At 62.8% G+C, this 24,487-nt stretch carries 17 protein-coding genes; 2 read left to right on the forward strand and 15 right to left on the reverse strand.

What is annotated here, in order from left to right; translation table 11 throughout:
- Positions 1–53: 53 nt before the first annotated feature.
- The 12 genes from gbpA to pilM form a co-directional block, all read right to left on the reverse strand.
- Positions 54–1,520, reverse strand: coding sequence for an N-acetylglucosamine-binding protein GbpA (gbpA, locus tag HU764_RS24210; RefSeq protein WP_186702447.1), 1,467 nt, complete (start codon positions 1,518–1,520; stop codon positions 54–56).
- A 130-nt stretch (positions 1,521–1,650) separates the two neighbouring features.
- Positions 1,651–1,998, reverse strand: coding sequence for a YgiW/YdeI family stress tolerance OB fold protein (locus HU764_RS24215; RefSeq protein ID WP_186677061.1), 348 nt, complete (start codon positions 1,996–1,998; stop codon positions 1,651–1,653).
- Positions 1,999–2,111: 113 nt separating this feature from the next.
- Positions 2,112–3,176: a uroporphyrinogen decarboxylase gene (gene hemE / locus HU764_RS24220; protein ID WP_027592362.1), complete on the reverse strand. Its 1,065-nt coding sequence runs from the start codon at positions 3,174–3,176 to the stop codon at positions 2,112–2,114.
- A gap of 251 nt (positions 3,177–3,427) precedes the next feature.
- Positions 3,428–4,846, reverse strand: coding sequence for an FAD-dependent oxidoreductase (locus HU764_RS24225; RefSeq protein WP_186702448.1), 1,419 nt, complete (start codon positions 4,844–4,846; stop codon positions 3,428–3,430).
- A 123-nt stretch (positions 4,847–4,969) separates the two neighbouring features.
- Positions 4,970–9,415 carry a glutamate synthase large subunit gene (gltB, locus tag HU764_RS24230; RefSeq protein WP_186677047.1) on the reverse strand — a complete coding sequence of 1,482 codons (4,446 nt, stop codon included), beginning with the start codon at positions 9,413–9,415 and terminating at the stop codon, positions 4,970–4,972.
- 372 nt (positions 9,416–9,787) lie between these two features.
- On the reverse strand, positions 9,788–11,413 hold the full coding sequence (locus HU764_RS24235; RefSeq protein ID WP_186702449.1) for an SPOR domain-containing protein: 1,626 nt from the start codon (positions 11,411–11,413) through the stop codon (positions 9,788–9,790).
- Between the two features lie 15 nt (positions 11,414–11,428).
- Positions 11,429–12,526: a 3-dehydroquinate synthase gene (aroB, locus tag HU764_RS24240; RefSeq protein ID WP_186677045.1), complete on the reverse strand. Its 1,098-nt coding sequence runs from the start codon at positions 12,524–12,526 to the stop codon at positions 11,429–11,431.
- A gap of 96 nt (positions 12,527–12,622) precedes the next feature.
- On the reverse strand, positions 12,623–13,141 hold the full coding sequence (aroK, locus tag HU764_RS24245; RefSeq protein ID WP_186677042.1) for a shikimate kinase AroK: 519 nt from the start codon (positions 13,139–13,141) through the stop codon (positions 12,623–12,625).
- 4 nt (positions 13,142–13,145) lie between these two features.
- Positions 13,146–14,411 carry a type IV pilus secretin PilQ gene (locus HU764_RS24250; protein WP_186677028.1) on the reverse strand — a complete coding sequence of 422 codons (1,266 nt, stop codon included), beginning with the start codon at positions 14,409–14,411 and terminating at the stop codon, positions 13,146–13,148.
- A complete protein-coding gene (locus HU764_RS24255) occupies positions 14,338–15,318 on the reverse strand; it encodes a pilus assembly protein PilP (protein ID WP_189662476.1) in 981 nt (326 codons plus the stop codon). The genes HU764_RS24250 and HU764_RS24255 overlap by 74 nt, the downstream gene beginning before the upstream one ends.
- A 29-nt stretch (positions 15,319–15,347) precedes the next feature.
- On the reverse strand, positions 15,348–15,884 hold the full coding sequence (locus HU764_RS24260; RefSeq protein ID WP_186702451.1) for a PilN domain-containing protein: 537 nt from the start codon (positions 15,882–15,884) through the stop codon (positions 15,348–15,350).
- A complete protein-coding gene (gene pilM, locus HU764_RS24265) occupies positions 15,881–16,744 on the reverse strand; it encodes a type IV pilus biogenesis protein PilM (protein ID WP_186702452.1) in 864 nt (287 codons plus the stop codon). Before pilM ends, HU764_RS24260 begins: the two co-directional genes overlap by 4 nt.
- A gap of 181 nt (positions 16,745–16,925) precedes the next feature.
- Here pilM and HU764_RS24270 point away from each other — a divergent pair, with 181 nt between their 5' ends.
- Positions 16,926–19,376 carry a penicillin-binding protein 1A gene (locus tag HU764_RS24270; RefSeq protein ID WP_371918104.1) on the forward strand — a complete coding sequence of 817 codons (2,451 nt, stop codon included), beginning with the start codon at positions 16,926–16,928 and terminating at the stop codon, positions 19,374–19,376.
- 218 nt (positions 19,377–19,594) lie between these two features.
- Here HU764_RS24270 and HU764_RS24275 read toward each other — a convergent pair whose 3' ends face one another.
- The 3 genes from HU764_RS24275 to rpmE form a co-directional block, all read right to left on the reverse strand.
- Positions 19,595–20,863 carry a malic enzyme-like NAD(P)-binding protein gene (locus tag HU764_RS24275; RefSeq protein ID WP_027592351.1) on the reverse strand — a complete coding sequence of 423 codons (1,269 nt, stop codon included), beginning with the start codon at positions 20,861–20,863 and terminating at the stop codon, positions 19,595–19,597.
- Between the two features lie 178 nt (positions 20,864–21,041).
- Positions 21,042–21,863: a thermonuclease family protein gene (locus HU764_RS24280; protein WP_186702453.1), complete on the reverse strand. Its 822-nt coding sequence runs from the start codon at positions 21,861–21,863 to the stop codon at positions 21,042–21,044.
- Positions 21,864–21,865: 2 nt separating this feature from the next.
- Positions 21,866–22,081: a 50S ribosomal protein L31 gene (gene rpmE, locus HU764_RS24285; RefSeq protein ID WP_027592349.1), complete on the reverse strand. Its 216-nt coding sequence runs from the start codon at positions 22,079–22,081 to the stop codon at positions 21,866–21,868.
- 168 nt (positions 22,082–22,249) lie between these two features.
- On the opposite strand from rpmE, the gene HU764_RS24290 reads away from it, so the two are divergent.
- Complete coding sequence (locus HU764_RS24290) at positions 22,250–24,469, forward strand: primosomal protein N' (protein WP_027592348.1); 2,220 nt, start codon at positions 22,250–22,252, stop codon at positions 24,467–24,469.
- Positions 24,470–24,487: the final 18 nt, after the last annotated feature.

The following is a 24,487-nucleotide window of genomic DNA, read 5'->3' on the forward strand; positions in this document are numbered from 1 at the left end:
AAAGTACCCAGGCTGGCCTGGCAGCCCATCACGGGCTGCCAGGGCCAACTCCTTTATCGCTTGATCCAGGCGTCTTGCCAGTGGCTGCCTACACCAGGCTCATACTGCGTGGCACTTTCCGAATAGGTCTTGCACCAGCCTTCGTAGGGGAACGGCTTGCATTCAAAGACGTCGCCGGTCTTGGGCTGCAGGACCCGCGTGCCGGCTTTATAGCTGGCGATCGACTGCGGAAATTCGAAGTCGTAGCCTTCGCTGCCTGCGGCTTTCAACTGGACCGTGCGCTCTTCCTGCAGCAGTACGCGACCGCTTTTGTTGACGCCTACGACCTTGAGCAGGTGCTCGCCTGCGGTACTTTCGACCGGTACTGCAACTGGGCTGGTAGTGGCATCGACGTCCTGCTCAACGAAGCCGACCTGCTGATTGGCGGCGTCAAACAGGCGAGTAGTGAGCTGCAACTGACGGTTGGTCATGACGGTGAAGTCCAGGATGGTCTTGCCGTCGGTCAGGGTATAGTCAGGCTTGAGGCCATGCAGGTGAAGGTAGCTATCGTCCACCGGTGTCCCTTCGATCTCCAGTTGATAGCTCGTGATTTCGGTTTCTGGTTTGGCATAGATGTTATTGATGCCCGGCATCGGCTTGATGATGCCTTCGCTACCGATTCGGCCGGCTTGTACTAGGTTCTGAGTCTCATTGATGCGCTTGGCGAGCTTGAGCGACCAGTTATCCTTTTTGGCCTCCTCGGCATGTTCAATGTCAATGCTGACGCTGTACTGCGGGCTTTCCGACGTACCCACGAAGGCTCGGGCCTTGACCTTGTCGCCGACCTGCAAGTGCCGATTTGGATTGATGCTGCCTACGTGCGGCCATTCTGGCGCGGGTCCGCCCTCGGCCTGGATATCCACGTCCATGACGTCATGGAAAGCAGCTGCGGTATCGTCAATGGTCCAGAGACCCAGAATAACGTGATGCCCGGTGCGGTCAGCCGGCAGCGTGCACTGATGCTTTTCAAGGGCCGGGCCTGTCATGGGCTGGCCTTCTCCCCGAGCAGGTTTGCCTTGGCCATCGACCTCGCAGAATGGCGTTAACTCGAATGCCTCGCGGCTCAACGCCACGTTCGGATTCCAGTTGGGTTTGGTGATGAAGTATTCCCACTTAGTGGTTTTATGCCCAACTGCGTAGTACCAGTCGAACGCGACTTGCCTATCTCGAATGGGCGTCAAATGCCAACGGCCGGCCGTTTGCTCATCGAGCAGGGCAAAACTGGTGAGCTCACCACTCGCAATCTTACCGTCGGCGGGCCCGCGTTGCGGGAAGCCTTTAGGCCCTTCACCGACAGATTGCGGCTCGTACATGGCTGGACCACAGCCACTGTTCAAGCCCGATTGACAGGCGTACGCGCGGGAGGGTGGGTTAGAGGTATAGCCATGGGCATTGGCCAGTTGCACATGCAGGCCAGCCCCAGCAATAGCCACCCAGGCACTACTGGCAACTAATTTACGCAGGTTTTTTCTTGTATTCATCGGGCACTCCGGACGCTTGGATGAGCGGTCAGGAGCGGCAACTCCCGACAGACGTACCAAAGTCTAAAGACGCGTCCGGCACCGATATGTAGGAATAAGCTAGCGAACTAGTCAGTTTGCTCTTGCTGATTCAGTTAACAATTTCTACCAGGTCGACATCCACTTCCCGGCTCATCAGGTGTTTTTCCACCTCACCGGTGATTTTGACCTTGGTCTTTTCATTGAACGGAGTAGCCGGCAAGTCTTCATTGTCGATCTCGACGGTAATCGTGCCGTTGTTGTCCTTGAACTCGTACTTATCGTCGTTGTTGATCTTCTTGGTCACATACCCCTCCAGCACCACCGGCGTGTCATCGGCGGCGTCCTTGGCAGCGGCCACGGTGGTCACCGGCTGGGCGCCCGGGCCGGTGTAGCCCGCTGCCAGTGCGGCGGTGCTGAACAAAGGGGCGAGGATCAGGGCGAGGTAACGGGCTTTCATAAGATCAGGTCCTGTTTCGGTTTCGATGGGACCAGATTAACGACGATCGCTGAATTCAAACTTAATACAAAAAACCCGGCATCAAGGCCGGGTTTTTTGTGCAGTGCATCAAATCACTGGTGGTATTGCGCCGACAACTCGTGCACGGCGTTGATGAACGCACCGGCGTGCTCTGGGTCGACTTCCGGGGTAATACCGTGGCCGAGGTTGAACACATGGCCGGTGCCCTTGCCGTAGCTGGCCAGAATACGCGCCACTTCCTTGCGGATGGCTTCGGGCTTGGCGTACAGCACGGTTGGGTCCATGTTGCCCTGCAGCGCAACCTTGTCACCGACACGGCGGCGCGCATCGCCGATCTCGCAGGTCCAGTCCAGGCCCAGTGCATCGGCACCGGCTTCGGCGATGCTTTCCAGCCACATGCCGCCGTTTTTGGTGAACAGAATGACCGGCACCTTGCGCCCGTCGTGCTCGCGGATCAGCCCGCTGACGATCTTGCGCATGTAGGCCAGCGAGAACTCCTGGTAGGCCGCCGCCGACAGGTTGCCGCCCCAGGTGTCGAAGATCTGCACAGCCTGGGCACCGGCCAGGATCTGGCCGTTGAGGTAGCTGGTGACCGACTGGGCCAGCTTGTCCAGCAACAGGTGCAGGGCTTGCGGGTTGTCGTAGGCCATGGCCTTGGTCTTGCGGAAGTCCTTGGACGAACCGCCTTCGACCATGTAAGTGGCCAGGGTCCATGGGCTGCCCGAGAAGCCAATCAGCGGGACACGGCCGTTGAGCTCGCGACGGATGGTGCTGACGGCGTCCATCACATAGCCCAAGTCCTTCTGCGGATCAGGGATCGGCAGTGCCTCGATGTCGGCCGGGGTGCTGATGACTTTCTTGAAGCGCGGGCCTTCGCCGGTTTCGAAGTACAGGCCAAGGCCCATGGCATCGGGGATGGTGAGGATGTCCGAGAACAAGATCGCCGCGTCCAGTGGGTAGCGGTCCAGCGGCTGCAGGGTGACCTCGCAGGCGAACTGCGGGTTCATGCACAGGCTCATGAAGTCACCGGCCTTGGCACGGCTGGCGCGGTACTCCGGCAGGTAACGGCCAGCCTGGCGCATCATCCAGACCGGGGTGACGTCTACGGGTTGCTTGAGCAGTGCACGCAGGAAACGATCGTTCTTCAGGGCAGTCATGTCGGCATCCGGCAAAAAAGTGCGGGCATTTTCTCAGACGCCAGCACAAAAGGCACGGCCAAGGCCATGCGTTTTGTCTATTGGGTGCCTTGGATCAAGCAATTTTGTATACAAAACGCTACAGCCTGGAGGAACCTGGGGCCGCTTCGCGGCCCTTTCGCGACACAAGGCCGCTCCTACACCGGAAACGCGATTCCCTGTAGGAGCGGCCTTGTGTCGCGAAAGGGCTGCGAAGCAGCCCCAGCATTCAATCAGACTTCCAGGTAATCCAGGATACCTTCAGCGGCCGTGCGGCCTTCGAAAATGGCCGTTACCACCAAATCCGAACCCCGCACCATGTCGCCGCCCGCAAAGATTTTGGGGTTGCTGGTCTGGTGCTTGAACTTGCCCTTTTCCGGCGCAACAACGCGGCCCTGGCTGTCCATCTGGATACCATGCTGCTCGAACCACGGCGCCGGGCTCGGGCGGAAACCGAAGGCGATCACCACGGCATCGGCCGGCAGGATCTCTTCAGAACCCGGGATCGGCTCAGGGCTGCGGCGGCCACGGGCGTCCGGCTCGCCGAGACGGGTCTCGACCACCTTCACGCCTTCGACCTTGTCTTCACCGACAATGGCTATCGGCTGGCGGTTGTAGAGGAACTTCACGCCCTCTTCCTTGGCGTTCTTCACCTCTTTGCGCGAACCCGGCATGTTGGCCTCGTCACGACGATAAGCACAGGTCACCGACTTGGCGCCCTGGCGGATCGAGGTGCGGTTGCAGTCCATCGCGGTGTCACCACCGCCCAGCACCACGACCTTCTTGCCCTGCATGTCGACGAAGTCTTCCGGCGATTTCTCGAAGCCCAGGTTGCGGTTGACGTTGGCGATCAGGAAGTCCAGCGCGTCATGCACGCCCGGCAGGTCCTCGCCCGGGAAGCCGCCCTTCATGTAGGTGTAGGTGCCCATGCCCATGAACACTGCGTCGTACTCGGCCAGCAGCTGCTCCATGGTGATGTCGGTGCCCACCTCGGTGTTCAGGCGGAACTCGATGCCCATGCCGGTGAAGACTTCGCGGCGGTTGCTCAGCACGGTCTTTTCCAGCTTGAACTCGGGGATACCGAAGGTCAGCAGGCCACCGATTTCCGGGTTCTTGTCGAACACCACCGGGGTCACGCCGGCGCGCACCAGCACGTCGGCACAGCCCAGGCCCGCCGGGCCGGCACCGATGATGGCGACACGCTTGCCAGTCGGCTTGACCTTGGACATGTCTGGGCGCCAGCCCATGGCGAAAGCGGTGTCGGTGATGTACTTCTCCACCGAGCCGATGGTCACCGCGCCAAAACCGTCGTTCAGGGTGCAGGCACCCTCGCACAGGCGGTCCTGCGGACAAACACGGCCGCACACTTCAGGCAGGGTGTTGGTTTGGTGCGACAGCTCTGCCGCCGCCAGGATGTTGCCCTCGGACACCAGCTTCAACCAGTTGGGGATGAAGTTGTGCACCGGGCACTTCCATTCGCAATACGGGTTACCGCAGCCCAGGCAACGGTGCGCCTGCTCCACGGACTGCTGCGGCTTGAAGGGTTCGTAGATCTCGACGAACTCTTTCTTGCGCTGGCGCAGCAGCTTTTTCTTTGGGTCTTTACGCCCCACTTCGATGAACTGGAAGTCGTTGCTCAGACGTTCAACCATTTTTCAAAACCTCTTTACCGCAGTCGCAAGCTACAAGCCGCAAGCTGCAAGTCGATCACTTGGGTCCGGCAAACCTCGCACTGCGTTTACTCGCAGCTTGAGGCTTGCCACTTGCAGCTGTTGTTACTGCGGGTTGGCACGGGTGCTGGACAGCAGTTGCTTGAGGTTGGCCGCCTTCGGCTTGACCAGCCAGAAGCGCCGCACGTAGTCGTCCAGGTTCTCGAAGAGCTCACGCCCCCACTCGCTGCCGGTCTCGTCCACGTATTCGCCAAGGACGCGCGCCAGGTGGCTGCGGTACGCCTCCATCGCTTCACCACTGATGCGCTGGATTTCCACCAGTTCATGGTTGAGCTTGTCGACGAAGCTGTTGTCCATGTCGAGCACGTAGGCGAAGCCGCCGGTCATGCCAGAGCCGAAGTTGTAACCGGTCTTGCCCAGGACGCAGACAAAGCCGCCGGTCATGTATTCACAGCAGTGATCGCCAGTGCCCTCGACAACAGCGTGGGCGCCAGAGTTACGCACAGCGAAGCGCTCGCCCGCGGTACCGGCGGCGAACAGCTTGCCGCCAGTGGCACCGTACAGGCAGGTGTTGCCGACGATGGCGCTGTGCTGGGTTTCGAACGGGCTGCCGGCAGGTGGCACGATGGTGACCTTGCCACCGGTCATGCCTTTGCCGACGTAGTCGTTGGCGTCGCCTTCGAGGTGCAGGTTCAGGCCACCGGCGTTCCACACGCCGAAGCTCTGGCCCGCAGTCCCCTTGAAGCGGAAGGTGATCGGCGCGGCGGCCATGCCCTGGTTGCCGTGCAAGCGGGCGATCTCACCCGAGATGCGTGCACCGATGGAGCGGTCACAGTTGCAGATGTCGAGGCTGAACTCGCCACCGGACTGGTCGCGGATCGCCGGCATGGCCATTTCGACCATCTTCTCGGCCAGCTCGCCCTTGTCGAACGGCGGGTTCTTGTCGACTTCGCAGAACTGCGGCTTGTCCGCCGGAATGTGCGAACTGCCCAGCAGCGGCGACAGGTCCAGGTACTGCTGGCGCTCGGTGTCGCCTGGCAGGATGTCGAGCAGGTCGGTGCGGCCGATCAGCTCGCCCAGGCTACGCACACCCAGTTTGGCCAGCCACTCGCGGGTCTCTTCGGCGACGAAGGTGAAGAAGTTGATCACCATGTCGACGGTGCCGATGTAGTGGTCCTTGCGCAGCTTGTCGTTCTGGGTGGCGACGCCGGTGGCGCAGTTGTTCAGGTGGCAAATACGCAGGTATTTGCAGCCCAGGGCGATCATCGGCGCGGTGCCGAAGCCGAAGCTCTCGGCGCCGAGAATGGCCGCCTTGATCACGTCGAGGCCGGTTTTCAGGCCACCGTCGGTCTGCACCCGCACTTTGCCGCGCAGGTCGTTGCCGCGCAGGGTCTGGTGGGTTTCGGCAAGGCCGAGCTCCCACGGCGCGCCCGCGTACTTGATGGAGGTCAGTGGCGAAGCACCGGTACCGCCGTCGTAGCCCGAGATGGTAATCAGGTCGGCGTAGGCCTTGGCCACGCCGGCGGCGATGGTACCCACGCCTGCTTCGGCGACCAGCTTGACCGAGACCAGCGCCTGCGGGTTGACCTGCTTGAGGTCGTAGATCAGCTGGGCCAGGTCTTCGATCGAGTAGATATCGTGGTGCGGCGGTGGCGAGATCAGGGTCACGCCCGGTACCGCGTAGCGCAGCTTGGCGATCAGGCCGTTGACCTTGCCGCCTGGCAACTGGCCGCCCTCACCCGGCTTGGCGCCCTGGGCTACCTTGATCTGCAGCACTTCGGCGTTGACCAGGTATTCCGGGGTCACGCCAAAGCGGCCGGTGGCCACCTGCTTGATCTTGGAGCTGCGCACGGTGCCGTAGCGCGACGGGTCTTCACCGCCCTCGCCCGAGTTGGAACGCGCGCCCAGGCGGTTCATGGCCTCGGCCAGCGCCTCGTGGGCTTCTGGCGACAAAGCGCCCAGCGAGATACCGGCGGAATCGAAGCGCTTGAGGATGGCCTCCAACGGTTCGATCTGCTCGATCGCCAGCGGCTGGTCGGCCACTTTGACCTTGAGCAGGTCGCGGATCATCGACACCGGGCGCTGGTCGACCAGCGAGGTGTATTCCTTGAACTTGGCGTAGTCGCCCTGCTGCACAGCCGCCTGCAGGGTGTTGACCACATCCGGGTTGTAGGCGTGGTATTCGCCACCGTGGACGAATTTGAGCAGGCCACCTTGCTGGATAGGCTTGCGCGCGCTCCAGGCTTCGGCGGCGAGCAGCTTCTGGTCGCTTTCCAGGTCTTCGAAACGCGCACCCTTGATGCGGCTCGACACGCCCTTGAAGCTCAGGCCGACTACTTCCTCGGCCAGACCGATGGCTTCGAACAGCTGCGCACCCCGGTACGAAGCGATGGTGGAGATGCCCATCTTCGACAGGATCTTCAGCAGGCCCTTGGAGATGCCTTTGCGGTAATACTTGAACACCTCGTCCAGATCGCCCAGCACTTCGCCGGTACGGATCAGGTCGGCCAGCACTTCGTACGCCAGGTACGGGTAGACGGCCGAGGCACCGAAGCCCAGCAGCACAGCGAAGTGGTGCGGGTCACGGGCGGTAGCGGTTTCGACCAGAATGTTGCTGTCGCACCGCAGGCCCTGCTCGGTCAGGCGGTGGTGTACGGCACCCACGGCGAGCGAAGCGTGCACCGGCAACTTGCCCGGGGCGATGTAACGGTCGCTCAGCACCAGCTGAGTCTTGCCACTGCGCACCGCTTCTTCGGCTTGGTCGGCGATGTTGCGGATGGCCGCTTCCAGGCCGACGCTTTGCTCGTAGTTGAGGTCGATCAGTTGGCGGTCGAAGCCTTCACGCTCCAGGTTCATCAGCGAGCGCCACTTGGCAGGCGAGATGACCGGCGAGCTGAGGATGACCCGCGAGGCGTGCTCCGGGGACTCCTGGAAGATGTTGCGCTCGGCGCCCAGGCAGATCTCCAGCGACATGACGATCGCTTCGCGCAGCGGGTCGATCGGCGGGTTGGTGACCTGCGCAAACTGCTGGCGGAAGAAGTCATACGGAGAACGCACGCGCTGCGACAACACAGCCATCGGCGTGTCGTCACCCATCGAGCCGACCGCTTCCTGGCCCTGCTCACCCAGCGGGCGCAGCACCTGGTCACGCTCTTCGAAGGTGACCTGGAACATCTTCATGTATTGCTTGAGCTGGTCAGCATCGTAGCTGGCCGCGCCCTGGTCGTCGGTCAAGGTCGCCTGGATACGCGTGGCGTGCTGACGCAGCCAGCGCTTGTACGGATGGCGCGACTTCAGACGGTTGTCGATGGCGTCGGTGTCGAGGATCTGGCCGGTTTCGGTGTCCACGGCGAAGATCTGGCCCGGGCCGACACGGCCCTTGGCAATGACGTCTTCAGGCTTGTAGTCCCATACGCCGATTTCCGACGCAATGGTGATGTAGCCATTGGTGGTGGTCACCCAACGTGCCGGGCGCAGGCCGTTACGGTCGAGCAGGCACACCGCGTGGCGGCCTTCGGTCATGACGATACCGGCCGGGCCATCCCACGGCTCCATGTGCATGGAGTTGTACTCGTAGAAGGCGCGCAGGTCGGCGTCCATGGTCTCGACGTTCTGCCAGGCCGGCGGTACCAGCATGCGCACGCCGCGGAACAGGTCGATGCCGCCGGTGACCATCAGCTCGAGCATGTTGTCCATGCTCGACGAGTCGGAGCCCACGCGGTTGACCAGCGGGCCGAGTTCTTCGAGGTCAGGGATCTGGTCATTGGCGAACTTGGTGCGACGGGCCATGGCCCAGTTGCGGTTGCCAGTGATGGTGTTGATCTCGCCGTTATGGGCGAGGAACCGGAACGGCTGCGCCAGCGGCCATTTCGGCAGGGTGTTGGTGGAGAAGCGCTGGTGGAACACGCAGATCGCGGTCTGCAGGCGCTCGTCACCCAGGTCTGGATAAAACGCCGCGAGGTCGCGCGGCATCATCAGGCCTTTGTAGATGATGGTCTTGTGCGAGAAGCTGCAGATGTAGTGGTCGGTGTCGTGGGCGTTGGCCACGGACGAACGACGACGGGCACTGAACAGCTTGATGGCGAATTCCTGATCGCTCAGGCCTTCACCGCCGATGAACACCTGTTCGATCTGCGGCAGGCGCTCCAGCGCCAGGCGACCCAGCACGCGGGTGTCGATCGGCACCTTGCGCCAGCCGACCAGCTTCAGGCCAGCGGCGAGGATCTCGCGGTCCATGTTGGCGCGGGCGGCTTCTGCTTTGACCGGGTCCTGGTTGAAGAACACCATGCCGACGGCGTACTGCTTGGGCAGCTCGACGGCAAATTGTTCCTGGGCCACGGCCCGCAGGAATTGATCGGGCTTCTGCATGAGCAGACCGCAACCGTCACCGGTCTTGCCGTCGGCGTTGATACCGCCGCGGTGGGTCATGCACGTCAGTGCCTGCATGGCGGTTTGCAGAAGGTGGTGACTTGGCTCGCCCGTCATATGGGCGATCAGGCCAAAACCACAGTTGTCCTTGAATTCTTCGGGATGGTACAGACCTGTTTTCATAGACACTTTCTCACCAGGTTCACCTCTCAACGGAGGCAAATCTCTTTTTTAACAACCACTTACCATCCACGCCGATCAAACGCCAGCTTTTTTGCGGTGGTCATGGAAAACCATTGTTGCACAGCGACAGCGATGCCCACAAATTTTCATGTCTCACCATTGAAAATTTATGTCGCAAATTTGAATGTTTTTGCGCCATGCGCCGTGATAGCGGCTTGGCTCGAGTCTGAAGCGTTTCAGCCATGACTGCAAGAGAGGCTTGTGGCCGGCAGCCTGGGACAGAAAAGCCTGCCGCGCTCGGGCGCAGCAGGCTAGTCGAAAGCTAGAATTCGCTCAGCAACTGGGCGGCGGGGTGGTGCCGCCCGGCAGGTATCAGCGGGCCGTGGCCAGCTCTTGTTGGACGCTGGCGACGGTACGTGGCCAAGGTTTACCAGCCTGGACCTTCGCTGGCAAGTTCTTGATTGCCGCAACCGCTGCGTCACGGTTGGCGAAGCTGCCGTAAGTCACGACATACAGCGGCTTGCCCTGCAGGTTTTTCTTGAAGTAGCGATAGTCGCCACCCTGGGCTTTGACGAAGGCCTGGGCCGAGGCTTCGGAGCTGGTGCCGAGGATCTGCACCACGTAATTGCCCGGTTTCTGGCCTGCATACCAGCCACCACCGCTGCTGCCGGTAGCCGCAGGCTTCTCGACAGGCTTGGCAGCTGGCTTGGCTGTGGCGACCTGGGTTGGCGCAGGCGCAGGCTTAGCAGGTGCAACCGGTTTTGCAGGCTGGGTTGCGACGGGCTTTGGCGCAGGCGCAACCGGCTGAACCGGTGCACTGGCAGTCGGCTTCGACAGCGTCGGTGCCGGGCCGGCAGGCACGCCTTGCGGCGGTGCGATGGTGGTCACGGTCGGCGGGTTGCCAGGCTGCAGCGCGGTATTGCCGGCCGGGCTGCCCTCTTCGCCATCCCCCATGCCAGCGGCCTGGGCCAATGGTTCGCGCATCACCGGCTGCGACTGCCCTACCAGCGGCAGTGGCATCGGCTGCGACGAGCCGGAGAACTCGATGGCCGGGTTGCCATTATTGGCCTGGGCGGCGCCCGGCTGGCCTTCACCTAATGGCAATTGAGCCTGGGCAGCCGGCACCTCGGCAGGTGCCTTGTCGCCTTTCTTGGGCATGAGAACCGCGGCAGCAACGGCGACCACAACCACAGCGGACAGCGCGAGCACATGTTTCTTAGGCATTTTCAACCCCATGGATGGTCGCTTGGCCGTCGAACGGCTGGCGATCATGGCTTCGATCAAAGTGTCACGGGCGACCTGGTTGATTGTGCCAGGCCAACCGTCGGAGTGTTCATGGATATCGACGATCTGTTCGCGGGTGAACACCTCGATGCCCCGGCCGGCGCCATCCAGACGCTGCTCCAGGTACTCGCGGGTCTCCTCTTCGCTGTAGGGGGCGAGCTCGATAACGTGGAAACGCTCTTCCTCGATACTCAGCTCATCCAGCCCGGCGATCAGCGACGGCTCACCGAACAGGAACACGTGCGGGCGCCCTTCCGGAACACCCGCCGCCAGCTCCAGCAACGCTTGGAGTGCCGACTCGTCGAGTTGTTCCGCATCGTCCACCAGCAAATACACTTCCTGCCCGGTCAGCGCCAGTTGCACCACCTTCGACAGTATGGCCTGGACCTCAGGCTGGGCGACCTCAAGCGACTGCGCGACCTGGGCGAGCACCCTGGCCGCATCGCTGGCGCCACGGGCAGAAACCACGACGCTCTGCACCGATTGCTTGTTGGTACTGGCCACCAGGGCCTGGCGCAGCAAGGTCTTGCCGCTGCCCAGGGGGCCGGTGACCACCAGCATCAGCTGGCTGTAACGGGCCAGGTGATGCAGCTGGCCCAGCACAGGCTTGCGCTGTGCCGGGAAGAATTTGAAGCCGGGCACGCGGGGCGCGAACGGATCGTGGCTCAACTGGTAATGGTCGAGAAAGGCCTCATCGGCATGCAAACTGGTCATTGCGCTGTCACAACCTCAAAGCTGGGCCACGATCGCGCGGTAATCCGCCGACAGCGTGGCCTGAAGAATCTCTTTCGGATAGTCGTCGGTGATCACGGCCTCGCCCATCTGGCGCAACAGCACCAGACGCAGACGCCCGTCGAGCACCTTCTTGTCGACCGCCATGTGCTCCATGAAATGCGCCGGGGTCATTTCCTGTGGTGGCACCACCGGCAAACCTGCATCCTGCAACAGGCGGATTCCGCGATCGCGCTCGGCCTGGTCGATCCAGCCGAGCCGCATGGACATTTCCAGGGCCATCACCGTGCCCGCCGACACGGCTTCGCCGTGCAGCCAGACGCCGTAGCCCATATGGGTTTCGATGGCATGGCCGAAGGTATGCCCAAGGTTCAGGGTCGCCCGCACGCCGGATTCGCGCTCATCGGCACCGACCACCGCAGCCTTGGCTGCGCAGGAACGGCGGATGGCTTCGGTCAGGGCCGTGGAGTCCAAGGCACGCAGGGCCTTCATATTGTCCTCGAGCCAAGCGAGGAACGGCTTGTCGCAGATCAGGCCGTACTTGATCACTTCAGCCAAGCCTGCGGACAGCTCACGCGCCGGCAGGGTCTTGAGGCTGGTGGTGTCGATCAGCACCGCATTGGGCTGATAAAAGGCACCGACCATGTTCTTGCCAAGCGGGTGGTTGATGCCGGTCTTGCCGCCGACCGAGGAGTCGACCTGGGATAACAGGGTGGTCGGCACCTGGATGAAATCGACGCCGCGCTGGTAGCAGGCAGCGGCAAAGCCGGCCATGTCGCCGATCACGCCGCCCCCAAGGGCCACCACGGTGGTGCGACGGTCGTGCCGGGCAGTGAGCAGGCCATCGAAGATCAATTGCAGCGTTTCCCAGTTCTTGTGGGCTTCGCCGTCAGGCAACACCACGGGCAGCACCGAATAGGCACCCAGGGTCTTGGCCAGGCGTTCGAGGTACAGAGGCGCGACGGTTTCGTTGGAAACGATGGCGACCTGCCGCCCGGCAATGTGCGGCGCCAGCAACTCGGGCTGGTCCAGCAGGCCTTCGCCAATGTAGATCGGGTAGCTACGCTCGCCCAGGTCGACCTTTAGTGTCTGCATGTATCCCCACAATGTACTTGGGCGCGGCGCCGCTTGGGCGACGCACGCGGTAAGTTGAACCTCGCCTCGGCGCTGGAGGCCGAGAATAGTCCCGGCTTATCGGGGCGGCAACTGCTGCAAGCGTTCGAGAATATCGATCACCACCATGCGCGGTGGCCGCTCGTCGGTTTCAACGACCACGTCGGCGATCTCGCGGTAGAGCGGATCACGCGCTTCGAGCAGGGCGCGAAGGGTCGCTTCCGGGTTGGCGGTACGCAACAGGGGGCGATTGCGATCACGTGCGGTGCGACCGACCTGCTGCTCCACCGAAGCATGCAGGTAGATCACCCGGCCGCCCTGGCGCAACGCCTGTCGGTTGGCATCGCGCATTACCGCGCCACCGCCGGTGGCCAGGACTACGCCGTCGAGCCCGCAGAGCTCGGCGATCATCGCCTGCTCACGGTCACGGAAGCCCGGCTCGCCTTCCTTGTCGAAGATCCACGGGATGTTGGCGCCGCATCGCAGTTCGATTTCCTTGTCGGAATCTTTGAACAGCAGGCGCAGCTCTTTGGCCAATAGGCGTCCAATGGTGCTTTTACCAGCGCCCATTGGCCCCACAAGTATCAAATTTCGCACAGAATCAACGACTCACAGCAATCGCCTGGTCACTCATGATACGCGGAGTCAGGAAGACCAGCAGCTCGGATTTTTTCTCTTGTAATACATCGCGTCGAAACAGCCGCCCAACATACGGCAGATCGCCGAAAAATGGCACCTTGTCGACCACATTGTTTTGCGTGGTCGAGTAGACGCCACCGATAACGATCGTTTCGCCGTCCGCCACGCGAACCTTGGCATTGACCTCGTTCTTGCGGATCGGCGGTACGTTGTTCAAGGCATTGACGTAATCAGGCTCGTCCTTGGTCACCCTGACCGTCATGATGACCTTGTTGTCCGGGGTAATCTGCGGGGTGACTTCAAGCGACAGGGACGCTTCGCGAAACGACACGGACGTGGCGCCACTCTTGCTGGTTTCCTGGTAGGGCACCTCGGTACCTTTGAGGATCCTGGCCGTTTCCTTGTCGGCCGTGACCACCTTGGGCTGCGAGATGATTTCGCCATTGCCGCTCTTTTCCATGGCGCTGAGTTCAAGGTCTAGCAAGATGCCGCCACGCAGCAGGCCCAGGCCGACGCTGGAGCCGGCACGCTCCACCCCAAGGTCGACGAACAGCTCCTTGCCTGGCCTTACGTTCTCACCGTACAAGGGCCCACCCCAACGCACCCCAAGGCTCTTTTCGTAATCGACATTGGCCTCGACGATGCGTGCCTCGATCGCCACCTGACGCACCGGCACATCCAGCTGCGCCACCAGGTGGCGCAGCTCGGCAAGGCGGTCAGCGGGCTGGTAGGCCACCAGGGTATTGGTGCGCGCATCAACGCTCAAACTGCCTCGCCCAGTGAGGATGCCGTCGTCTGCCAGGGTTGCCAGCAACAGCTCTGCGAGCTCGGAGGCTACGGCATGGTGGATCGGCATCAGTTCACGCTGCAGCGGTTGCAATTGCGCATCCAGCGCCTGGCCTAGTCGGGCGTCGAGTGATTGCCCAGCAAGCTCCGCCGCCGGCGCCACCAGCAGCACATTGCCCTCTTCACGCCGGGCCAGGCCCTTGCTGCGCAGCACCAAATCCAGCGCCTGCTCCCAGGGCACATCCTGAAGCCGCAAGGTGATATTGCCCTGCACCGAATCGCTGGCAACCAGGTTCACGCCGGCATGGTCTGCCAGCACCTGCAATACGGCGCGCACCTGCACATCCTGAAAGTTCAGCGACAGTGGCTCACCCCGAGTGGGGGCTGCCGTCGCCAGCGGGATCGACAAGACGAACGCCGCCGCTATCCATAGCCTTTTCATCCTTGTCCATGACCTCCTGGTCCAGGGGTTTTCGGAGGGTGAGTACGGCTGTGCGCTCATGCCACTCACGCGCCACGAACCACCGCTCGCGCACGTCGACCCGCTGCTCGTCGATGTGCACCACAACACCCTCATCGCGCCCGAGCCGATCGCCCAGGCGCACGCGATACAACTGGCCTGCAGACAACAACAGCGCTTCATGCGCGCCGCCTTGCGCCAGGCTCCCGACCATTTCCAGCTGCGCCAAGGGCACACGGCCCAATTCGCCAGGTGCCACGTTCGCCGGGGCTGCGGAGAACGGATCGACCAATGGCGGCACGGGCGCTGCCCGAGCGGGCAAATCTGCCAACGACGCAACGGCCGGCGTCGTAGCATCGGCATGATGCGCGTGAACCCTCAGACGAACGCGCAACAATCCAGGCCGCCCATCGACTTCGTTCATGCTCAGGTCACTCACGCGCAGCAGCCGCAGCTGCCCAAGCCATTCATCCAACCACAGGCGCAGTGCTGCATACCGGCCCACCACCTGAACATCGAGGGGGATGGTTCGGTAGTGCGCCTGCTCCACCGCCTCATGCACATCGAGCCGCTCGAACAGCAGGCCAAATTCATGCCCTGAGGCGGCAAGCGAATCGAGCAGGTCACTCATGCCCTCGCCAGCGGCGAGACGCCACCGGGCAACGTGCAGCGCCTGCTGTGTGGCGGCCAGCGCAGCGCGCATGCGTGCCAGCTCCCGCACTTGGGCTGCCTTGGCCGAATGTTCCTCGCTCAACTGCTCATACTGTGCATTCACTTGCCCTTGGGCGTGCCGCAACTCCGGCAGGCGTAGCCCACACCCCAGCGCCAGTACCAACACACCCAGACCGACTGAAGCGCCCCACCTGAAGCGAGCGGAACGTTCGGCCATGCCTTGCCAGCTCACCCACCAGGCTGCATTCACGACCAAAACGCCGACACACGCGCTGCCAGGACAAACTCTTCGCCCGAAGGCAGGTGCTTCACACGCTTGAGCTCCAGGCCTTGCAGTACCGCGGACCGCTCAAGGTCGCGTATGAACTGAGCGACCACGGCACCGGACGCGGCCTGGCCGGTCACCTGCAAACGGCCGCCTACCAACGTGAGTTCAGTGAGCTGCAGACCAGCAGGCAATGCGGCCTCCAGGTCGCTAAGCAACGCGGGGAATACACCTTGATCGGCACGCAGGCTGGCCAACACCGCAGCGTGTGCCTGGGCAGCATCGTGGGCGGCACGCACTTCAGCGTGCTGCTCCAACTGTTCATCCAGCAGCGCAATGGCGGAGTGACGGCTAACAGTGTTCAACCCTTGCTGCTGCGCACGTTGGCGTGCCAGTTGATCGATCAGCATCACGGCGCACAGGGCCAGCGCCGCACTGCCAAGCAACATCCACTGAAAGCGCCGAAGCATCGACCGGCGCTGCCGCTCGCGCCAGGGCAAAAGGTTCAGACGCATCATGGCTGCATGCCTCCGAGCGCCAAGGCGCATGCCAAGAGCATCTCGCCCCCACCAGGCTCCAACCCGGCAATAGAAGGCAGGGGCCGGCAGGGTAGTTTCACCTCTGCACTCAGGTTATCCAGCCACGCTTGCTCGATCGGTGAACTGCCGGCGACCAGCACGCATTCCAGTTGACTGTCGTCGCCCAAAAGCGCCGGCCATTGGCCAAGTGCTTGGCCAAGGTGCACTTCGCGGCGCTGCGCGGGCATGCCCTGCCGCCAACAATGCAGCGTCGCGCCTTGCGCTTCGATGCGCAGCAATGCCGAACCCGCAAGCGCGCCCTGCGGCAACATCCGCTGCAACGCGATACTGTCGACCTCCATCGCCTCAGCCTGCAGTCCGGCTGCATCAAGCAGGGCTTCAACGGGCTCCAGCGCACGCTGGCGACAGGCAGCCACCATGACCTCCTGGCAATCGGCCTGGGCCTCGGAGGCCCCGAGCAACTGAAAGTCCAGCGCCAGATCATCAAGCGGAAATGGAAACAGGCGATCCGCATCAGCCAGCAACTGGGCTTCGATATCGGCTTCACTCAGGCCCGTCGGCAGTTGGCACACCTTGCAGATCACCTGATTTGCCGGCAGCGCCACCGCAACGCGCCGCTGCCGACTGCCGCTGCGCCTGCAGGCACGGCGCAACGCAGCCACTAGCCGGGCAGGGTCGCTCGCCCAATCAGCCCCACTGTACGGTTCATACGGCTCGTGCGCCCAGGCCGCGACCTGGCAACGCCCCTTGCGTCGCTGCAGCTGCACAATCCGAACGGAGTCGGGGGCAATTTCCACCCCCAAGAGTGAACCGGCATCCATGCCGAAACGTCCAAGCATCGCTGCTCCTTTGCTGTATGCCGCAAACCCGCGTCAGCGCTAGGCCCCAGCGGCCAAACGGTTCGACGGGCCACCTGGCCGGTCACCCGGCAAGGCGAAAAAATGCTTATAATGCCCAGCGTTTTTGGTCCGCCGGACCCGTACGCAATTCACTTATCAACCTGGACGCCCAAAAGCCTTGATACGTCTGCTGAAGTTCTTCTGGTGGTCTTCCGTCGCAGTCATTAGCGCGCTCGTACTCGGTGTGAGCGGTGCGTTTCTGTATCTTAGCCCTAGCCTGCCCTCGGTCGAGTCCCTCAGAAGCATCCAGTTGCAGATCCCCCTCAGGGTGTACAGCAGCGACGGCAAGCTGATTGCCGAGTTCGGCGAAATGCGCCGCTCGCCGATCCGTTTCGCGGAAATCCCCCCACAATTTATCCAGGCGCTTCTGTCAGCCGAGGACGACAATTTCCTCAACCACTACGGCGTTGACCCCAGCAGCCTGATGCGCGCCGCGACTCAGCTGGTAAAAACCGGCCACATCCAGACGGGCGGCAGCACCATCACCATGCAGGTGGCGAAGAACTTCTTCCTCACCAGCGAGCGCAGCTTTTCGCGCAAGACCAACGAGATTCTGCTGGCCCTGCAGATCGAGCGTGAGCTGACCAAGGACGAAATCCTTGAGCTGTACGTGAACAAGATCTACCTGGGCAACCGGGCGTACGGCATCGATGCCGCCGCACAGGTTTATTACGGCAAGTCGATCCGCGACGTGAGCCTGGCGCAAATGGCGATGATCGCCGGCCTGCCCAAGGCACCTTCGCGCTTCAACCCGCTGGCCAACCCGGTGCGCGCAAAAGAGCGTCGCGACTGGATTCTTGGCCGCATGTACAAGCTCGGCAAGATTGACCAGGCCAGCTACCAGGCCGCCCTGGCCGAGCCGCTCAACGCCAGCTATCACGTGCCGACACCTGAGGTGAATGCCCCGTACGTCGCCGAGATGGCCCGCGCCGAGATGGTCGGCCGTTATGGCAGCGATGCCTACACCGAGGGCTTCCGCGTCACCACCACCGTGCCGAGCGACATGCAGGAGATGGCCAACAAAGCCATTCTCACGGGCCTTTCCGATTACGATGAACGCCACGGTTACCGCGGCCCCGAGGCACGCTTCCCAGGCAAGACCCACGCGGCCTGGCTGCTGGAACTGAGCAAGCAACGCACCCTGGGCGGCCTTGAGCCGGCCATCGTCACCCAGGTCGACAAGACCGACCTCAAGGTGCTGACCCGCAGCGGCCAGGAAGAAACCGTCGCCTGGGACACCATGAAGTGGGCGCGCCCGTTCCTCAATAGCAATTCCCAGGGCCGCGCACCACAAAGCCCCGCCGATGTTGCCCAGGTAGGTGACCTGGTGCGCCTGCAGCGCCTGGACGACGGCAAGCTCAAGTTCAGCCAGGTGCCGGGCGCACAAAGCGCGCTGGTCACCCTCGACCCATACAACGGCGCCATTCGTGCCCTGGTAGGCGGCTTCTCGTTCGAGCAAAGCAACTACAACCGTGCCATGCAGGCCAAGCGCCAACCTGGCTCGAGCTTCAAGCCCTTCATCTATAGCGCGGCGCTCGACAGCGGCTACACCGCGGCCAGCCTGGTCAACGATGCACCGATCGTGTTCGTCGACGAGTACCTGGACAAGGTCTGGCGGCCGAAGAACGACACCAACACCTTCCTCGGCCCGATCCGCATGCGCGAGGCGCTGTACAAGTCGCGCAACCTGGTATCGATCCGCCTGCTGCAGGCCATGGGCGTCGACCGCACCATCGACTACATCGCCAAGTTCGGCTTCAACAAGCAGGACTTGCCGCGCAACCTGTCGCTGGCACTGGGCACCGCAACCCTCACGCCGATGGAAATCGCCACGGGCTGGAGCACCTTTGCCAACGGCGGCTACAAGATCACCCCGTACTTGATCGACCGCATCGAGAGCCGCAGCGGCGAGACCCTGTTCACCGCCAACCCGCCCCGCGTGCCGCAAGGCGCCCAGGACCAGGCAGGCCTTGCCGCGCCAGAACAGCCGATCAGCACCGCAGCCATGCCGGGCGAGGCGCCGGCCGCCTTTGGTCAGGTCACGCCAGCACCGCAAACGCCGGCAGTGGCGGAACAGATCATCGACGGCCGCACCACGTACATCCTCACCAGCATGTTGCAGGATGTAATCAAACGGGGCACTGGCCGCCGTGCGCTGGCCCTGGGCCGCACCGACCTGGCCGGCAAGACCGGTACCACCAACGAGTCCAAGGATGCCTGGTTCTCCGGCTACAACGCCGATTACGTGACCACGGTATGGGTCGGCTTCGACCAGCCCGAGACCCTGGGCCGCCGCGAGTACGGTGGTACTGCGGCGCTGCCGATCTGGATGAGTTTCATGGGCGCCGCCCTCAAGGACAAACCCAACCACGTACCGGCGGAGCCGGAAGGCATCCTCAGCCTGCGTGTCGACCCAGTCAGCGGCCGCGCGGCCTCGCCGGGCACGCCGAACGCCTACTTCGAGTTGTTCAAGGCCGAAGATTCGCCACCGTCGGGGGATGAACTGGGCAACGGCGCGGCACCGGGAAGCCCGCTGCCAGCAGACGAAGCAGCGCCGATGGACCTGTTCTGACCCCTGACAGGCTAGCGCCGCCTGTGTAGGAGCGGCCTTGTGTCGCGATGGGCTGCGCAGCAGCCCCTTGCGAGACCTTCTGCTGTCGAGATCCTGGGGCCGCTGCGCAGCCCATCGCGACACAAGGCCGCTCCTACAGGGATCTACGCTGCCGGCAAACGCACAATAAAAAGCCCCGGCTCATACGAGCCGGGGCTTTTTTGTGTCACTTACGGCAATCAGCCGTTGAACACTTCATCCACGCTGTTCAGCGGGTAGTGCTTAGGATACGGCAGGGTCGCCACACCGGACTCGATAGCAGCCTTGGCGACAGCATCGGAAACAACGGTGATCAGACGGGCATCCAGAGGCTTCGGAATGATGTACTCACGGCCGAATTCCAGGCCTTCGACGCCGTAGGCTTCGCAAACTTCCTTAGGAACCGGCAACTTGGCCAGGTCTTTCAGGGCGATGGCCGCAGCAATCTTCATTTCTTCGTTGATGCGCTTGGCACGTACGTCCAGGGCGCCACGGAAGATGAAGGGGAAGCCCAGTACGTTGTTGACCTGGTTCGGGTAGTCGGAACGACCGGTGGCCATGATCACGTCGTTACGGGTGGCGTGAGCCAGCTCTGGGGAGATTTCCGGATCGGGGTTCGAGCACGCGAACACGATCGGGTTGGCCGCCATCGACTTCAGGCCTTCTGCGCTCAGCAGGTTCGGGCCGGACAGGCCAACGAACACGTCGGCACCGTTCAAGGCGTCAGCCAGGGTGCGCTTGTCGGTCGCGTGGGCGAACTGCGCCTTGTACTGGTTCAGGTCGTCGCGGCCAGCGTGGATCACGCCGCTGCGGTCGATCATGTAGATGTTCTCGACCTTGGCACCCATGCTGACCAGCAGCTTCATGCAGGAGATGGCGGCAGCGCCGGCACCCAGGCAGACGATCTTGGCTTCTTCCAGCTTCTTGCCGGCGATTTCCAGGGCGTTGATCATGCCGGCCGCGGTGACGATCGCGGTGCCGTGCTGGTCATCGTGGAAGACCGGGATGTCGCATTGCTCGATCAGGGTGCGCTCGATTTCGAAGCACTCTGGAGCCTTGATGTCTTCGAGGTTGATGCCACCGAAGGTGATCGAAATGCGGCGAACGGTGTCGATGAAAGCTTGCGGGCTTTCCGACTCGACTTCGATGTCGAATACGTCGATGCCAGCGAAACGTTTGAACAGAACACCCTTGCCTTCCATGACCGGCTTCGAGGCCAGTGGGCCGAGGTCACCCAGACCGAGGATGGCAGTACCATCCGAAATCACCGCAACCAGGTTGCCTTTACCGGTGTATTTGTAGGCCAGCTCTGGATCACGGCCGATTTCGCGCACGGGTTCTGCAACACCTGGGCTGTAGGCCAGGGCGAGGTCACGGGCGGTGGCGGTGGGCTTCGAGAGCTCGACGCTCAGTTTCCCCGGACGAGGTTGAGCGTGGTATTCGAGAGCGGCGGTTTTCAGGTCTGACATGGTGGGCATTCCGCTATTTACTGTTCTGACGGACCGCCGAGGATACGCAAAGAGCCGGGGAGTCACAAGACTGGTCGGTCACTTGTGTCAAGGCCTTTAGCCTACGACTTTACGCTATAACCCACGGGGCATACGAATCACAGTGTGTACAATCTAATACCGAAATGTCTACATCTTTTCAGCCTGAAATGCGTTCTAACATGGTCGGATCGGTCAATGGCAACACCCAGCGTCGCTGCCCAGGCTTCAGGCCGCCCTTGCGGGAACGATCCAGCACCCAGCCACGCGCCTCGACTTGGCGCCCTTTGAGATTATCGAAGAAGCTCGCCGGGAAGTTGCGTTGCAGACGAGCGGGAACCTGCAGCACCACGGTGCTATCCAGGCTCAGCCAGACGCCGCCGCGGTTACGTTCGACCGCCTCGATTCGGCCACCGATGACAGCGAACCCAGACTGCCGGACATCCCGTGCGCGCAGCACCGGCGAGCTGCGCCACAGGCCAACACCCGCCTTGCGCGCCGCTTGCTCGGCCAATTGCTGGCACCCCACCAGGCGCACATTGGGGGCAACGGCAACGCGGTAGCCGAGCCCCTCGCTGAGCAGTTGTGCTTCCAGATTGTTGCCAGTGCGGCCGTAGATGTGTGCCAGTGTGCGGCCGTATTTGTCTTTGCCCTCGACGCCCGGCACCAGCCCGACACGCCCGTCGCTGGCTTTGACCAGGGCCTGCAAGCGCCGCTTGGCCGCCTCGGCATAGGGCTCGCTGGTACGCCCTTTGCGGCCGATCTCCGGGGCATTGATGCCGATCATGCGCACACTGCGGCCATCGGTCAGGCGCAAGGTATCGCCATCCACCACCTGCCGCACTGCTACCTGCTGAGGATTGGCCGGCAGCGGGCAGAACGCCAGGGCAGGAAGATGCCAAATCGCGCCCACAAAAAAAGCGCCCACAAGGGGCGCTTTTTTTTGCAACAGCGCGAAACCCGAGGGATTCGCCATGCGCATTATTACTTCTTGGCACCGAACATGCCGAAGCGATCGGCAAACTTCTGTACGCGACCACCGGTGTCCAGGACTTTCTGCTTACCGGTGTAGAACGGGTGGCACAGGTTGCAAACGTCGATCGACAGGGTGCTACCCAGGGTCGAACGGCTTTCAAACTTGTTGCCGCAGCTGCAGGTGACTGCAACTACTTCGTAGTTCGGATGAATATTTGCTTTCATGGTCACTTCCTCGAGCTGCGTGCCGCCACCCAACACCAATTGTTGAATACCGCACGTAATTAGGCGGCGAATAATACCAGAGCCCAGCCTCAGCGCAAGTTGTCGCTTGCACCGACTGTCGTCTGCTAGGCTCGCCAGTCTTTGAAATGCCCTTGCGAGACCTTCCGCGTGTCCGACGTCATCCTGCGCCTTGCCCTGCCCTCCCCGCTGCGTCGCCTGTTCGACTACAGGGCGCCGGCGAGCATGGCGCGCCAGCCCCTCACACCTGGCATGCGCATTCGTGTGCCATTCGGGCGCCGCGAGATGATCGGTGTGCTGGTGGAGGTGTGCGACCAAAGCGAAGTGCCCGCCGACAAGCTCAAGCCGGCCATTGCGCTGCTGGACCCGGTGTCGCCGCTGCCGCCGGCCCTGCTCAAGCTGTGCCTGTGGACGGCCCAGTACTACCAGCACAGCCTGGGCGATACCCTGAGCTGGGCGCTGCCGACCCTGCTGCGCCAGGGCGAACTGGCCGAGATGCGCCAGGAACGCTTCTGGCACGTCGCCGCCGATGCCCGCCACGATGACCCCCGCATCGCCCGCGCACCGCGCCAGCGCGATGCCCTGAAAACCCTGGCGCAGCACCCACACGGCGTGGCCCACAGCCTGCTGGGCAAGCTCAACCTGAACAAGGACAGCCTCGACCTGCTGCTGGCCAAGGAACTGGTCACCGTCGAAGTACGCCGCCACCTGCCGACGCCGCGCCACGAGCACTGGCTGGCGCAGCCCGAACTGCCCCTCAACGAAGAGCAGCGCAACGCCTTCGATGCCGTGTGCCTGGGCCTTGGCAGTTTCAACGCGTTTCTGCTGGCCGGGGTTACCGGCAGCGGCAAGACCGAGGTCTACCTGCAGTTGATCCGCGAAACACTGGAGGCCGGCAAACAGGCGCTGGTGCTGATCCCGGAAATCAACCTCGGCCCGCAGACCCTGGCGCGCTTCGAGCAACGCTTCAACGCCCGCATCGCCTTGCTGCACTCGGCGGTCGGCGACCGCGAGCGGCTGGACGCCTGGCTGGCAGCCCGCGATGGCGAGGCCGACATCATCATCGGCACCCGCTCGGCACTGTTCACGCCGATGAAAAACCCCGGCCTGATCATCATCGACGAAGAGCACGACGGCTCTTATAAACAGCAGGAAGGCCTGCGTTACCACGCCCGCGACCTGGCCCTGGTGCGCGCCCACCAGGAGAACATCCCAATCCTGCTCGGCTCGGCCACGCCGTCGCTAGAAACCCTGCACAACGCCCAGACCGGCCGCTACACCTTGCTGCGCATGAACCAGCGCGCCGGCGGTGCGCGCCCACCGCGCATGCTGCGCCTGGACGTGAAAAGCCTGCCGCTGGACAGTGGCATCAGCGGCCCGCTGCAGCAGGCCATCCGCCAGACCCTGGAAGCAGGCCAGCAAGTGCTGGTGTTCCTCAACCGCCGCGGCTTTGCCCCGACGTTGCTGTGCCACGATTGCGGCTGGTTGTCCGAATGCCCTCGCTGTGATGCGCGCATGACCGTGCACCAGCGTTCCGGCGTGCTGCGTTGCCACCACTGCGGTTATGACGAACGCCTGCCGCACCAGTGCCCGCAGTGCAACCATGTCGACTTGCGGCCGGTGGGCGCAGGCACCGAGCGCGCCGAAGAGCGCCTTAAGGTGCTGTTCCCGGACTACCCGATCCTGCGCGTGGACCGCGACAGCACGGCGCGCAAAGACGCCATGCACAACCTGTTCGGCACCATCCAGCGTGGCCAGCCGAGCATCCTGGTGGGCACCCAGATGCTCGCCAAGGGGCACCACTTCCCACGCGTGACCCTGGTGGCCATCCTCGACGCCGACGGCGGGCTGTTCTCCGGCGACTTCCGTGCCAGCGAGCGCATGGCGCAATTGATCGTGCAGGTTGCCGGGCGTGCCGGGCGCGCCGAAGAGCCGGGCAAGGTGATCATCCAGACCCACCTGGCCGACCATCCCTTGCTGGTACAGCTGACCGAACAAGGCTATTTCGCCTTCGCCGAGCAAGCCCTGGACGAGCGCCGCGCCGCCGGCCTGCCGCCTTTTTCGCACCTGGCCTTGCTGCGCGCCGAAGCGCACAAACCGGGCCAGGCCGAAGGCTTCCTCGATGAAGCCTGCAGCGCAGCAGAGCGCCTGGTGGCCGAACAGCGCCTGCCAGGCATTGAACTGTTGGGCCCGGTACCGGCTCCCATGGAGCGCCGAGCAGGCCGCTTCCGCGCCCAATTATTGATACAGGCCAACACCCGGGCACCCCTGCATCGACTGATCAGCGCCTGGTTGCTAGTGTTGGAGCAAATGCCGAGCGGCCGACAGGTTCGCTGGTCGCTGGACGTGGACCCGGTAGACCTCTACTGACACCCTGAGCCTTGGCAA

It is taken from the genome of Pseudomonas kermanshahensis (assembly GCF_014269205.2).
GTDB classification, from domain to species: Bacteria; Pseudomonadota; Gammaproteobacteria; order Pseudomonadales; family Pseudomonadaceae; genus Aquipseudomonas; species Aquipseudomonas kermanshahensis.

Excerpts from the sequence above, each read along its gene's own strand:
- HU764_RS24215 (WP_186677061.1), bottom strand. The coding sequence starts at position 1,998 with ATGAAAGCCCGTTACCTCGCCCTGATCCTCGCCCCTTTGTTCAGCACC.
- HU764_RS24235 (WP_186702449.1), bottom strand. The coding sequence starts at position 11,413 with ATGACCAGTTTGCATGCCGATGAGGCCTTTCTCGACCATTACCAGTTG.
- hemE (WP_027592362.1), bottom strand. The coding sequence starts at position 3,176 with ATGACTGCCCTGAAGAACGATCGTTTCCTGCGTGCACTGCTCAAGCAA.
- HU764_RS24275 (WP_027592351.1), bottom strand. The coding sequence starts at position 20,863 with ATGTCAGACCTGAAAACCGCCGCTCTCGAATACCACGCTCAACCTCGT.
- gbpA (WP_186702447.1), bottom strand. The coding sequence starts at position 1,520 with ATGAATACAAGAAAAAACCTGCGTAAATTAGTTGCCAGTAGTGCCTGG.
- HU764_RS24255 (WP_189662476.1), bottom strand. The coding sequence starts at position 15,318 with ATGGCCGAACGTTCCGCTCGCTTCAGGTGGGGCGCTTCAGTCGGTCTG.
- rpmE (WP_027592349.1), bottom strand. The coding sequence starts at position 22,081 with ATGAAAGCAAATATTCATCCGAACTACGAAGTAGTTGCAGTCACCTGC.
- HU764_RS24250 (WP_186677028.1), bottom strand. The coding sequence starts at position 14,411 with ATGAAAAGGCTATGGATAGCGGCGGCGTTCGTCTTGTCGATCCCGCTG.
- HU764_RS24225 (WP_186702448.1), bottom strand. The coding sequence starts at position 4,846 with ATGGTTGAACGTCTGAGCAACGACTTCCAGTTCATCGAAGTGGGGCGT.
- aroB (WP_186677045.1), bottom strand. The coding sequence starts at position 12,526 with ATGCAGACACTAAAGGTCGACCTGGGCGAGCGTAGCTACCCGATCTAC.
- HU764_RS24280 (WP_186702453.1), bottom strand. The coding sequence starts at position 21,863 with ATGCGCATGGCGAATCCCTCGGGTTTCGCGCTGTTGCAAAAAAAAGCG.
- gltB (WP_186677047.1), bottom strand. The coding sequence starts at position 9,415 with ATGAAAACAGGTCTGTACCATCCCGAAGAATTCAAGGACAACTGTGGT.
- HU764_RS24260 (WP_186702451.1), bottom strand. The coding sequence starts at position 15,884 with ATGATGCGTCTGAACCTTTTGCCCTGGCGCGAGCGGCAGCGCCGGTCG.
- pilM (WP_186702452.1), bottom strand. The coding sequence starts at position 16,744 with ATGCTTGGACGTTTCGGCATGGATGCCGGTTCACTCTTGGGGGTGGAA.